The sequence below is a fragment of the Pseudomonas sp. WP18 genome (assembly GCF_036689585.1).
Taxonomy (GTDB): Bacteria; Pseudomonadota; Gammaproteobacteria; order Pseudomonadales; family Pseudomonadaceae; genus Aquipseudomonas; species Aquipseudomonas chlororaphis_E.
On sequence record NZ_CP144758.1, the window covers coordinates 2,438,059 to 2,451,037 of the forward strand.

11 protein-coding genes are annotated in these 12,979 nt (G+C 63.7%); 4 read left to right on the forward strand and 7 right to left on the reverse strand.

Going from position 1 to position 12,979, the window contains the following annotated elements:
• Window positions 1-28: 28 nt before the first annotated feature.
• From V5F23_RS11055 to V5F23_RS11070, 4 genes are all read right to left on the reverse strand, one after another.
• Entirely contained in the window at window positions 29-514 is a 486-nt protein-coding gene (locus tag V5F23_RS11055) for a DUF6644 family protein (RefSeq protein WP_042729194.1), read from the reverse strand.
• A gap of 29 nt (window positions 515-543) precedes the next feature.
• Complete coding sequence (locus V5F23_RS11060) at window positions 544-2,052, reverse strand: alpha/beta hydrolase domain-containing protein (protein ID WP_338498387.1); 1,509 nt, start codon at window positions 2,050-2,052, stop codon at window positions 544-546.
• Between the two features lie 51 nt (window positions 2,053-2,103).
• On the reverse strand, window positions 2,104-2,871 hold the full coding sequence (locus V5F23_RS11065) for a hypothetical protein (RefSeq protein WP_338498389.1): 768 nt from the start codon (window positions 2,869-2,871) through the stop codon (window positions 2,104-2,106).
• A 66-nt stretch (window positions 2,872-2,937) separates the two neighbouring features.
• Window positions 2,938-3,330 (reverse strand): DUF6152 family protein, encoded by a 393-nt coding sequence (locus tag V5F23_RS11070; RefSeq protein WP_042729192.1) that lies wholly within the window; start codon window positions 3,328-3,330, stop codon window positions 2,938-2,940.
• 261 nt (window positions 3,331-3,591) lie between these two features.
• On the opposite strand from V5F23_RS11070, the gene V5F23_RS11075 reads away from it, so the two are divergent.
• A complete protein-coding gene (locus tag V5F23_RS11075) occupies window positions 3,592-4,929 on the forward strand; it encodes a hypothetical protein (protein ID WP_042729191.1) in 1,338 nt (445 codons plus the stop codon).
• 73 nt (window positions 4,930-5,002) lie between these two features.
• On the opposite strand, the gene V5F23_RS11080 is transcribed toward V5F23_RS11075, so the two are convergent.
• From V5F23_RS11080 to V5F23_RS11090, 3 genes are all read right to left on the reverse strand, one after another.
• Window positions 5,003-5,566, reverse strand: a complete 564-nt coding sequence (locus V5F23_RS11080) for a cytochrome b/b6 domain-containing protein (RefSeq protein WP_042729190.1) — start codon at window positions 5,564-5,566, stop codon at window positions 5,003-5,005.
• Between the two features lie 108 nt (window positions 5,567-5,674).
• Window positions 5,675-7,129, reverse strand: coding sequence for an aldehyde dehydrogenase family protein (locus V5F23_RS11085; protein WP_338498392.1), 1,455 nt, complete (start codon window positions 7,127-7,129; stop codon window positions 5,675-5,677).
• A 42-nt stretch (window positions 7,130-7,171) separates the two neighbouring features.
• Window positions 7,172-8,548: an aspartate aminotransferase family protein gene (locus V5F23_RS11090; RefSeq protein ID WP_123578850.1), complete on the reverse strand. Its 1,377-nt coding sequence runs from the start codon at window positions 8,546-8,548 to the stop codon at window positions 7,172-7,174.
• Between the two features lie 213 nt (window positions 8,549-8,761).
• Between V5F23_RS11090 and V5F23_RS11095 the strand changes: the two genes are divergently transcribed.
• From V5F23_RS11095 to V5F23_RS11105, 3 genes are all read left to right on the forward strand, one after another.
• Entirely contained in the window at window positions 8,762-9,724 is a 963-nt protein-coding gene (locus V5F23_RS11095; RefSeq protein WP_042731995.1) for a helix-turn-helix domain-containing protein, read from the forward strand.
• A gap of 292 nt (window positions 9,725-10,016) precedes the next feature.
• Window positions 10,017-11,465 (forward strand): APC family permease, encoded by a 1,449-nt coding sequence (locus tag V5F23_RS11100; protein WP_123578852.1) that lies wholly within the window; start codon window positions 10,017-10,019, stop codon window positions 11,463-11,465.
• Between the two features lie 85 nt (window positions 11,466-11,550).
• Window positions 11,551-12,972 carry an aldehyde dehydrogenase family protein gene (locus V5F23_RS11105; protein WP_123578853.1) on the forward strand — a complete coding sequence of 474 codons (1,422 nt, stop codon included), beginning with the start codon at window positions 11,551-11,553 and terminating at the stop codon, window positions 12,970-12,972.
• Window positions 12,973-12,979: the final 7 nt, after the last annotated feature.

Below are 12,979 nucleotides of genomic sequence, written 5' to 3' on the forward strand. Positions count from 1 at the left end.
AATACCTGAGAGCTGTGGGTTGGAAGCGTTAGATCGTGTAGGCGATCCAGCGGCCGCAGAAAATCACCACGCACCACAGGGCGATCGACAGCCAGGCAAGTGGCTTGACCAGACGGCTGGCACCCTCCGGGGGTTGCCCAGCAGGGCGCAGCAAGGGGCGTCGGATCCACCAGGCCAGGGTGAACGCGGCCACTACCAGGGCCATCTTCAGCCAGAACGTCGAGTTGACGAGGACACGGTCGGGTTCGCCGATGGACATCACCAGGCCTGTGGCGAGCAGGACGATGAGAGCGTTACGCATCCACGGGTAGTAACGGCGCACGACGCTGCCCAAGGGCTCGTCCGTGGCGAACAGGCCGGCCAGCCGCAGATCGGAGATGAAGGCGCAACCAAAGATCACTGCGATAGCCAGGATATGGATGGACTGGACAGTGGGTACGACCCAGAGCATGTCCCGGATGGCTGTGCTCACCGGTGTCGCGTAGAGCCAGGCAATGATCGGTGCTGATGACATCGGTTTTCTCCCGTGTTGGGTCAGGGGGGTTAGAAGTCTTGGGGGCGCGCCACCGGACGCAGGTCCGGCGCATCTTCCGGCAGCAGATAGCCTTGCTGGATCGCCGTGGCCTTGGCCTCTTCGAACTGCTGTTGGTACTGGCTGAAGCTTCCATAGCGCTTGCCGAGGCGCTCCTTGGAATAAGGCGCCTTGGTGTCGTAGATCAGGCCGCAGCCGGTTTCCTGGTCGGTGAGATAGGTCGCGCTGGGCACCTGGATCCACGGCGGGCGTACGCCGCCTTGGAGGTTGCCGGTCACCGGGTCGCGCGCGGCGGTCTTGCCGGCGCGCAGCACACGTTGGGCCCTGGGCATCGGCTTGCCTTCGCGAACCCATTGGTCCATGCCGTCCAGCAGCGCCGCGACGACCAACTCCGCCGGCTCGTCATACAGCGTTCGGCACTGTGGCTCGTCACCCTTGCCAATGTCGGCGGCGACCTTCTCGGTGTGCTCCGTGCCGAGGTCGGCCAATCGCAGGTGCGGCATGCCGGTCACTTCGTAATAGCGGATCTGCGGGTTGTCGGTGTCCGGTGGCAGGTCGATGCCTTCGATAACGTCGTGCATCAGTTCCGACTGGCTGTAGACGGTCACGAAAGGCACGCCGGCAGGCATCTGGCGCGGCATCCGGATCACGTCGCCGCCCACTTCGCCATAGGCCATGCGGCCAGTCATGTAGGCATCGATCAGGGGCGTTGCGTCGGGCATGCGCCATTGCTGGTGCCGACCCTGGTCGAGGTAGTCCATCCAGACCTGCGCGGTTACCGCCCAACTGTTGACATAGATTCGGCGCACATCGAGGCCGGCCAGCGGACTTTGCGCCGATGGGGTTTTGAGCAGCAACGCCAGTTGCGCCCCGATACCCTGGGATTGCGGCGCGAATGGGTCGGGCGCGTTACCGCGGGTGAAGCGTTCGGGGTCGTAGTAGCTGGCCAACGGTGCGTAGCGTGCATAATCGAAGTGACGCATGAATTCGAAGTTGACGATGCGCCCGTATTGAGCAATCTGCTCGGCCTCGGCGGCCGGGGTGTCCGAGAGGAACTTGGGGTCGACCGGCGGCCGGTTGATGTTCAGCGTGTAGCCGACGTATGCGTAGCCGCGGCGCAGCAGATAGTCGCGAGTGAGGATCCATCCGGCGCCGCGCTCGCCGAACCAACTGAAAGGCTCGATCACTACGGTGCCATTGAAACGCGCCGGGTCCGCTGGTTTACGCACCAGAATGCGTGTGGTGTAGGGCGCATCGAAGAGCTGCTGGCCGTTGGCGGTGATGGCCGGTGCCACGCCTTGCAGGTAGAACTCTTGCTCGACGTAGCGTTGCCCATCCAGGTCGCTGTACTCGGTGCCCGGATAGTTTGCCGAAGAGAGCGGTGGCTTGCCGGACGGTGGCACGGCGATCACCGTGGGCATGCGGGGCACCTCGGCGAAGGCGCTCGACATCAGCAGCAGCGACATGCAGGCGCCCAGTCTCGTCGGTCGCAGGCAATGGGAGGCGATCAGTCGTTCCATCCGGGCACTCTCCAGAAGTTGTGGGCCAAGTGGTGATTGAAGGGCGTCGCGTCAGTCGCGCCGCAGGCTGGTCTTGCCCTCGCTGTCGATCACGATCTGGTTGTTTTCGCAGACGTATTCCTGGATGCGGTAGTCGGACCGCTTGTACTCGAAGGTGAAGCGATAAGGGCGGTTGAGTACTTGGGGGTCTTCGATCAACACCTCATCCACCAGATGGTCCGGTGTCGTCAGCCTGATGCGTTCGGTGATCTTCATGTCCTTGCCGTGGGGAACGTCGTAGAAAGCCACGTCCGTGCGCACCGCGAGTGTTTCCACCACCAGGGTGTCGTCTTCCCAATGGCCCCGCGAGTGGCCCTGGTAGGTGGGGTCCAGTTTCTCCTTCGGCGGCATCGCTTCGTTCAGGAGGATCCGGCGGACTTGCTGGAGGTACTCGCCGAGGACCACCACCTGCTGGTCGTCGTGGATGATCTGGATGGGAAACAGCGCCGCCATCAACACCGGCATGCCCTCTGGCAAGCATCGGGCGCTGGTGGTTGCCAAGGGTGTCCCGGCCTCGTTCGCCGCGGCTTCGCGCTTCTTCAGCGCGGCGTATTCACTGGCATAGGGTTCCTTCAGGTCCATCGGTCCGCCCGGGTGCACCGGGTTGTCCGGGTTCTCGCCGAACCAGTCGTCCGGGGTTCTTTCCCAGGTGCCGCTGATGTCGGGGCGTGTGGCCGTGCCTTGGCTCTTGGGCGTTGCCGCCGCGTTCATCCCGGCGAACGCCATGAGGGCGACGCCGAGCAACATCGTTGCCGGGTTCAAGGTTCGTGTCGGTTTCATTCAAGCGTCTCCACCCTGTTGATCTGTGTGCTGTCGAGTACTCATGAAGCCGGGGCGCGATGGGTTTCAGCCGCCGCCCGTGAGCACGACATCACCGATCTTGATTTCCACCAGCAACCCGCCCGGCTCACCGTTTTTCAGCGGTTTGTAAGTGACCTCGGCGTCCTCGCCGGCCTTGATCGAGTCGGCCGTCCAGCCTGTGCGGCTCAACGCATTGACACTGCCGGTCTCGATCTTGATCTGCTGAGGCGGTGGGCCGGGGGTGTCGAGGTAAATGGCGATATGGGGGTTGGTCCAGGCAAAGCGCTGGACCACGCCCTTGACCGTGATCGTCCGGGTCTGGTCGAAGATCGCGAACGAATGGTGGGCCGTGACCGCGGTGGGCAGTGCGCTGCTGGCAACGAGGGCCAGCAGGCAAAGCCCCTGGCGCAATAACGGGGATGGGGATATGGGAGTCATGGCGGTGCCTCGGTTCTTATACGTTCTTATGGCCCCAGCATAAGGTCGGCGCTGACCGAGGCCGTAACCCAAAACGGCAACCTCTCGGGTCTCGCAAGTGTTTTTGCAGTGCGATGTCCAGCCGTTTCCTGCGACTGCTGCGCGCCCCGGAGCGCAAGAGCGAACCATTGCATTGCACTTGCTGATTTGGGTTACCGCATGGGCAACCCCGGCCGAAACACTCCTGGCTCGCCTCATAAATATAAAAACAGGAGAGACGTCATGCGCACCCCCCCATACGCCCCAATGTTTTCACTGGTCGCCCTCTGCACGTTCGAGCCCCAGGCCCTGGGCTACGAGCTGTACAACGAGAATGAAGGCGCCACCGTCCTGAACGCCGACCTGTGGGCCGGGTTCGGCTGGTTCGGCAGCCAGGAAAACTACCTCGGTGACCCGCAGAAGCAGCCCGGCAGCATGCGCTGGCAGGAAGGTTTCGTGAAATATGGCTTGAGCGGTACGACGGACAAGCTCACGGATGGTTCGGTCTATGGCGGCTTGAGCATGATCAGCTCGGGAACGTGGGGCGATGGGGATCCGGGGTCGAACACGGACGGGAGCGAAAGGGACACCGCGCTGGAAGATGCCTACCTGGGATGGAAATCAGGTGAGTCGGTACCGGCGCTGGGCCAGGATGGAGTCGACTTCTCTTTCGGTCGACAGCTGGTGACGGTAGACGGTTTCCTGATCACCGACGACGGGTTCAACCCCGGTAGGGCCTTCAACCCTATCGAGGGCGTTGTCGATGGCCGATTCGATCGCGGCGGTGCCTTCTACCTGGGCTCGCGTCTGGCGTTTGGCAACACCGCTGTTTTGAAGCTGGGAGGGACGCAGGGGCTTCACGGCAGCCTGATGTGGCTGAAGTCGGATAACCCAGGGCAGTCCAAGACCGAAGTGGCGGCCGCCACCGTCGACTACACAACGTCTGTCGGCTCGATCGGCTCGACCTATATCCGCGGCCTGGATGTTGAGAAACGCTACGCCTTCGCCGACCGGATGGAGCGTAAGGGCATGGACATTTACAGTGTTCGCGGGCAGGGCAACGCCGGGATCGAGAATGCCGATTTCGCCTTCGAGGTGGCGCGTCAGGAAAAGCGCTCGGGGTCGCAACGGGCCATGTTCTTCGATGCCGGCTACACCTTCGCCGATATCAAGTGGCAGCCGACCGTGAGTTATCGATATGCGCGCTATTCCGAAGGCTGGGACTTCCTGTTCCAGGGTGGCTACCGCAAACGCTACCAGGGTGAAGTGGCGGTCAACTACGCCGGTTCGCTGACCTCGAACATGGTCACCAACGACGTGCTCCTCTCGGTCAAGCCGACCGATAAACTGACCCTTAACGCGATGGCCTTCGACTTCCGCCAGCTCTCGGATCGACAGGAGCGCGACTACAGCGCGCGGGAGGTGGACCTGTTCCTGGATTGGATGGTGACGGACACCATCACGCTCTCGCCGCTGCTGGGTTTCTACAAGCCCGACAAGTGGCTCGGCAACGGCGGGCTGCAAAGTGGCAGTGCCGCGACCAACACGTACTTCCAGTTCATCGTCTGGGTAACGTTCTAGGGGGCACGACAAAAAAAGGCGCCACGAATCGTGGCGCCTGCTTGCAAAAGGGGGGAGGAGGTACCGCGCCTGTTCAGAGCATGCGGCGCATCACATCCTTGCGAGGGTCGCGGTCAAGGAAACGGTGCTTGAGAGCACCAACGATGTGCAGCACGATCAAGGCGAGCAGGGTGTAGGCGAGCACCTTGTGCAGCCATTGGAAGACGACGAACCAGTCGTCGTTCTTCGAGAGCAGTTCGGGCAGGTTCACCCCGAAGAAGAACACCCCGTCGCTCATGGTGTAGGTGCTCGACATGGAGTACCCCATCAACGGCACGACGACCAGCAGCCCATACATGGCGCGCTGCACCAGGTTCGACAGGATCTGTTCATGTCGGTCCAGGGTGCTCAATGGCCTGGGCAGGTCGACGGTTCGCGAGCGCAGGACGATCTGGACCAGTACCAGCAGGAACGCCAGCACCCCGAAGGACTTGTGCCAGGGGTAATAGAGTTCGTACTTGCTCGCCACTTCATCAGCCAGGCCGGTCATGTGCCAGCCGGCCCAGAGCAGGCCGGTGACGAGCACGGCGCGCACCCAGTGCAGTAACCGCAAGGACGTCGGATACCGATCAATTGTCGCTTGATTTGTGCTGTTCATCGCAGTCTCTTCATTGATCATCAAGGCATCGGGGCTGCATGTCCGGCCGGCCAGTGTCCAGGCCTTGCGCGGCCTGGACGCTGGTTCGGTCCGGTGCAGTGAGTGTTTTCAGGTCGGCAACAGTACGGTGATGACTTTCTCCTCGGTGTAGGCCAGCGCGCCGGTAATCCCGCCTTCACGGCCAATCCCGCTGGCCTTGACGCCACCCCACGGCAGGTTGGCGTCCAACGGGCTCCAGCAGTTGACGCCCACGGCGCCGGCCTTCACTGCCGCCGCGACGCGATGGGCGCGCACCAGGTCGCTGGTCCACACGGTGGCGGCCAGGCCGTAGCTGGAGTCGTTGGCCAGCGTCACGGCTTCTTCTTCGCTGTCGAACGTTATCACCGTGCCGACCGGGCCGAAGATTTCGTCTCGGGCGATCGCCATGTCATTGCGGGCATTGGCGAAGATCGTCGGCCGGACGAACCAGCCTTTTCCGGGGTTCGACACGCCGCCGGCCAGCAGTGTGGCGCCCTGGTCGATCCCCAGTTGGATGTAACGGTTGACGCGTTCGAACTGGGCTTTCTTGGCGACCGGGCCCATCTGCACATCGGGCAGGCGCGGATCGCCCACCTTGACCGTGCGCGCGGCTTGCGCAAGGGCGGCGGCGAAGCGTTCCGCGAGGCTGCGGTGCACCAGGATGCGTGAGCCGGCCGCACAGACCTGGCCCTGGTTGGCGAACAGGCCGAGTGTGCAGCCACGCAGCGCGTCGTCAAAAGGCGCATCGGCAAAAACGATCTGCGGGCTCTTACCTCCCAGCTCCAGGGCCACGCGCTTGAACAGCACACCGGCGGTGCGCTGGATCTCGCGTCCGGCCTCGGGGCTGCCGGTGAAGCTGATTTTGGCGACATGCGGGTGTTCGCACAGCGCCCGACCCACTTCGGCACCTACGCCGGTGACTACGTTGATCACGCCGTCGGGGAATCCGGCTTCCTGGGCCAGCGCGGCCAGGTGCAAGGCCGACTGTGGCGTTTCTTCCGACGGTTTGATGACCACCGTGCAGCCCGCGGCGAGCAGGGCGGCGAGTTTCCAGACGGTGATCATCAGGGGCGAGTTCCAGGGCACGATGGCGCCCACGACACCCACCGGCTCGCGCACGGTGTACGAGAGGGTGCGGGTGCCGAAGTAGCCGCCGGAGGGGATGGTGCGACCCTCCAGTTGGTTGGCCCAGCCGGCGGCGGTACGCAGGTTGGCGAGCACGTTGGGTATGTCCAGGCGCCGCGGCTCGATGGGCGAGCGGCCGATGGCATTGGCGTCCAGGTCGGCCAGCCGATCGGTGTCGCGCTCCACCAGGTCCGCCAGTTTCAACAGCAGCCGTGCACGCTGGGCGCCGTCGAGCTGGCTCCAGGCGCCGCCTTCCAGTTGGGCGTGGGCCGCTTCCACGGCGCGATCCACGTCCTCGCGGGTGCCACGGGCGCAGCTGCCGTATTGTTGCTCGGTCACAGGGTCGATGAGGGGCAGGCGCCCACCGTCGGAGGCTTCGAAGGTCGCGCCTGCGATGAAGTGATTCAGGTGCTGGGTCATGTTAAAGGCCTTGAATGATAGGGAGTGTTGGGCGAGACAGCCTCAAGCCTCGAGGGAGGCCAGGGCGTCGCCGAAGATGTCCAGTGCCTTGAAGAACAGCGCCCGTGAGATCGTCAGCGAAGGCATGACGCGCATCACGTTGCTGTAGCGACCGCAGGGGATCATCAGCACGCCGTGGTTCAGCAGGTAGCCCATGAGCTGGCCGATCTTCGCGCCTTCCAGCGGCGCCTTGGTGACCGGGTCCGCAACCAGTTCGATACCGATCATCAGGCCGCGTCCGCGGACCTCGCCGACCAGCGGGCTGTTGAAACCGCGGATGCGCGCCTGGGCTTCGAGCCCCAGGGTGTGGGCGCGGTTGAGCAGGTCGAGGTCCGGGTCCTGCAGGATGCTGATGTTGGTCAGGGCCACCGCGGCGGACAGGGAGTTGGCGGCGAAGGTATTGGGCATCGAACCGTCAGGAATGGCGGCCGCCAGGTCCGAGCGCATGATCAGTCCGGCCATCGGCAGGTCGCTGCCGATCCCCTTGCCGAAGGTCAGCATGTCGGGTTTGACGCCGGAGTGCTCCACCGCCCACATCTTGCCGGTGCGCCCGGCGCCGGATTGCACTTCGTCGACGATCAGCAGCGTACCGCTGCGGTCGCAGGCCTTGCGCAACAGTTGCAGGAATTCCGGCGAGGGCGGCACGTAGCCGCCTTCGCCCTGCACCGGCTCCACGATCACCGCGGCCACGTCGTCGGCGGCGGTATAGGGTGTGTTCAGCAGGTAGTCCACGTAATCGCCGGCGATCTGCTCGGCGCTCTTGTGCGTGGTGTCGAATGGGAAGCGGTAGGCATACGGGTAGGGCGCATGGATCACGCCGCCCATCATGGCCCCGTAGCCCTTGCGGTAGGCGGTGCCCGTGGTCAGCGCGCCCGAGGCGTTCCACACGCCGTGGTAGCCGCCGTGGAAGGCGATGATCTGGTGCCGCCCGGTGATACGCTTGGCAAACTTGATCGCCGCTTCCAGTGCATCGCTGCCACTTTGCGTGAAGAAGGTGATGCAGTCGCCGCGCAGGCCTTCGGGAGCGATCTCGGAAAGCTTGGCCGCCAGTTCGGTGCGGCGGGTGCTGTTGACTTCCAGGGCATGCATCAGCACTTCGGACTGGTCGCGAATGGCCTGCACCACTTTCGGGTGGCAACGGCCTACGCTGCTGACGCCTACGCCGGCGGACAGGTCGATGTAGGTGTTGCCGTCCGTGTCCTTGAAGGTTGCGCCAAACGCACGGTCCATGGCCACGGGCATGCGACCGCCGCCGCGCGCCATCGACTCGGTACGCGCCGACAACGCGAGGGCTTCGGCGGCCATCGGGCCGGGCAGGGTGCTGGAAGTGATTCGCGGGGCATCGGCGAAGTGGAGGGATTCAAGCTTGGCTTCACTCATGACGGTCTCTCTGGATGTCGGTTGTAGTATGTCGATCATCCCCAGAGTGCGATCCTGGCCGGTAGCCCGAATCGGCACATGGATACACTGAGCGAATGCCAGTGGCCACGCGTTGAAGTCACGTGATGGAATTTGCAGAATCTGATCTTTGTGAGAATATCGCCCGGGAAGGCAGGATAAAAACAATAATATTGAACGGGGCTTTCGCGAAATATGAGAAACATAAACATAAGTCACTTCAAGGACGTCCATGTCCACGCGGCCACGGTCCAGGAATGGAGCCAGGATTACAACCAGCTCACCGCCGGTTCGGCCGAGAGTTCGCTCATGCAGTTGAGCACCGCCCGTTGTCATGTTTTCTGCGAGCAGATCAACCAGCGTGTCGTGCAGCACGGCGTGGCCCCGGCCGGCAAGATGTGCTTCGCGGTGCCGATCAACGTCCCGGGTTCGATCCGGATGCAGGGGCGTGACGTGGACGACAGCAGCCTGTTCTTCCTCCACGGTGGCGAGGAGTTCATGTTCCATATGCCGATGGGCATGGAGCTGCTGTCCATCACCTTCGAGCGTGAGCTGTTCGAGGAGGCCTTGGTGCAGACCGCGTCGGCGAAGGACATCAGCCAACTGCTCCGACAGCCGGTGATCAGGGTGTCCACCCAGCGCTTCGCGGACGCCCGGCGTCGGTTGCTGGCGGTCTTCTCCCAGGCACTGGTGAGCGAAGAGCTCGACAGCGCCCGCGACCGGGAGCTGGAGCAGGCCATGCTCGGCGAGTTGCTGCAACTGATGACCGATCCGGCCTGCGACAAGCGCCAGCGCAGCCCCAGTTCCACCCGCAGCTTCATCGTCGAGAAATGCCATCGCCTGGCGACCGCCGAGATGAACCACGTGCCCAGCGTGAGTGAGTTGTGCCAACGACTCCAGGTGAGCCGGCGAACCATGCAGAACAGTTTTCGCGCCGTGGCGGAGACGACGCCGCTCAATTACCTGCGCTCCGTACGCCTCAACGGCGTGCGCCGGACCTTGATGTCCACTCCGGCATCCCATCTTTCGATTGGCGATGCCGCCGCCCAGTGGGGCTTCTATCACCTGAGCCACTTTGCGGCGGAGTACCAGGCGCTGTTCGCCGAACTGCCGTCCCATACCGCCCGCGCGACCATCGCCCACTGCGCCCACGCTTGAACGGCGCGGCGGCGCCCCACGAGCGGGGAGCAGCGCCGGACATTGGCGCGAAATAAACCCTTTGCCTGGACGGGATCACTCCCGTGCACCCCGAATCGGCAGGCGCTCGCGGAGCGTCTTGACCTGTTTTGGGGCAAGCCTGCCGATGTTACCAATTTGGGATAGCGAGGCGTTCATGGGCCGGCATAGGATCGAATCCAGCGTGCGACAAGAACGACAAGCTGTTCGGTGCCGGTGAGTGGTTGACCGCGCCGATCCTGCAGCGACTGCCTCATACAATAAGGTCAAGAAAATGAGTGTATCTATCCCGATCAACAGCTCGACAGATCTGAAACGTGGTGCCCTGGGCGTCGGCTTCATCATCTTTTTCGTGGTTTCGGCCGCGAGCCCGCTGAGTGTGATCGCCGGCGGCTTTCCCATTGGCATCATGCTGGGCAACGGCGCCGGCACACCGGCATTGCTGATCCTGGCCTTGATGGTGTTGCTGGCGTTCTCGGTGGGCTATACCACCATGTCCCGCCATGTCACCAACGCCGGTGGCTTCTATGCCTTCACCGCCCGAGGCCTGGGTGGCCTGGCCGGCGGGGCGGCGGGGGTGCTGGCGATGTTCGCCTACAACATCCTCCAGGTCGGCCTCTATGGCATGTTCGGGGGCGTCGTCAGCGGCACCATGGCCAGTGTCTTCGGCCTGGTGCTGCCCTGGTGGTCGTATTCGTTGATGGCGATGATCAGCGTCGCGATCCTGGGGTATCGCAAGATCGATCTCTCGGCCCGGTTGCTCTCGGTGGTGGTCATCGCCGAGTACCTGGCCATCCTGACCCTGGACTTCGCCATCCTCAAGACCGGCGGGGACAGCGGCATCAATCTCGATTCGTTCGATCGCACCCATGTGCTCAGCGGTACGCCGTCCATCGGCCTGCTGTTCTGCTTCGCGGCGTTCATCGGTTTCGAGGCCACGACCATCTACGGTGAAGAAGCCAAGAACCCGCAACGCACGATCCCGATTGCCACTTACTGTTCGGTCCTGCTGATCGGCGGGTTCTACGCCCTGTCGGTCTGGGCGATGGTGGTGGGCGTCGGCGCGGACAAGATCGTCCCGACGCTGCAAGCCTTGCAAGACCCGACCACCTTCATCTATGGCATGTCTGACCACTTTGTCGGCCCGTACCTGACGCAAATCATCCGCGTGCTGTTCATGGTCAGCATCTATGCCGGGCTGCTGGCTTTCCACAACGCCGCGGCGCGCTACTTCTATGCCATTGGGCGTGACGGCCTGCTGCCGCGCCAGTTGGGCACGACCCACCGCGTCCACCAGAGCCCTCATATGGGTTCGGCGTTGCAGAGCCTGATCTCTGCGGTGATCGTGCTGATCTTTGCCGCCATGGACGCCGACCCGATCCTGCAACTCTTTGCCTGGCTGTCCAACCTGGCCACGCTTTGTGTGATCCTGCTGATGGCGATCACGTCGGCGGCGGTGCTGGTCTTCTTCCGGCGCCACCCCGAGCTCAAACTGGGCATCTGGCGCGGGCGGATCTTCCCTGGTTTTTCCTGCCTGGCGCTGCTGGCGGTCCTGGTCCTGGCAGTGGTTCATTTCGATGTCCTGACGGGTGCCAGCGTGGCCTTGTCCTACGGCCTCTGCGCCATCATCCCCGCGGCCCTGCTGGGCGGCGTGCTCCTGGCCGCGCGACTGCGCAAGACCGCGCCGCAGCGATACCAGGCACTGGGTAGCCATAAGCTCTAAGCCCCGCGGCCCCGTTCAACCCCTACGAAAAATACCGACCCGTCCGTGTACCGGACGGCTTGTCGGTGCGCGAAAGGAAAGTGTCATGCACGATTATCAAATGCTCATCAACGGCCAGCCGGTGGACGGCGAGGACGGTCACTTCGAGGTGATCAACCCGGCGACCGGCAGAGCATTCGCCCGCTGCCCCGCCGGCTCGCTGGCCCAGCTGGACCAGGCCGTCGACGCTGCCCAGCGGGCGTTTGGCTCCTGGCGTTGCACCGCCCATGAGGACCGTTGCGAGCGCCTGTTGGCCATTGCCGCGGACATCGAGCGCGACGCCGAAGCACTGGCTCGCCTGATCGTTCTGGAGCAAGGCAAGCCCATGGCGCTGGCGTTCTCCGAAGTCATGGGGGCCGCGGCCTGGACACGCTACGCCGGGCAACAGCAGATCCCGGTAGAACTGGTGGAAGAAACCCCCGCCCAGCGTGTCGAGTTGCACCGCAAGCCCTTGGGCGTGGTGGCGTCGATCACGCCCTGGAACTGGCCTTTCATGATCGCCGTATGGCACATCATGCCGGCCCTGCGCGCCGGCAACTGCGTGATCAGCAAACCCTCGAGCCTGACGCCCCTGAGCACGTTACGACTGGTCGGGATCATCGCCCGGCATGTCCCCCAGGGCGTGATCAACATCGTCACCGGCGAGCAGGGGTTCGGCCGTGCAATCGCTCGGCACCCGGGCATTCACAAAGTGGTCTTCACCGGCTCGACCGACACCGGCATGAGTGTGATGCGCGGTGCGGCTGACAATCTCAAGCGCCTGACGCTGGAGTTGGGTGGCAACGACGCGGCGATCGTGTTGCCGGGCACGCCAGTGGAACAGGTGGTCGAAGACATCTTCCAGGCGGCCTTCCTCAACATGGGGCAGACCTGCGCCGCGCTGAAGCGGCTGTACGTGCACCAATCCCAGTACGTGGCCTTCGCAGAGGCCTTGGCGGCCATCGCCCGGCGTCAGGTGGTCGGCGACGGCCTGGAGCCTGGCGTGAGTTTCGGCCCGGTACAGAACCTTGAGCAACTGGAGCTTGTCGCCGGGCTGGTAAGCGACGCCCAGGCCCAGGGAGCCCGTGTGTTGTGTGGCGGTGCGCGGCTGGACCGCCCGGGCTTTTTCTATCCGCCGACGGTGGTGATGGATGTCACCGACGGCCAGCGCCTGGTCGACGAAGAACAGTTTGGCCCGGTGTTGCCGGTCATCGCCTACCAGGATGTCGAGGACGCCCTGCGCCGCGCCAATGCCAGCGACATGGGCTTGGGCGGGTCGGTCTGGGGTACGGATCTGGCCCAGGCGCAGGCTCTTGCCAGTCGCCTGGAATGCGGTGTGGCCTGGGTCAACTGTCACGCGCAAATTCAACCGAACACGCCTTTCGGTGGCTGCAAGCTGTCCGGCTTTGGCGTCGAGTTCGGGCTGGAAGGGTTGCTGGAATTCACCTCCCAGCAGTTGGTGTACGTACGCAAGCTTGAAACCGAGTGAGGGCAAC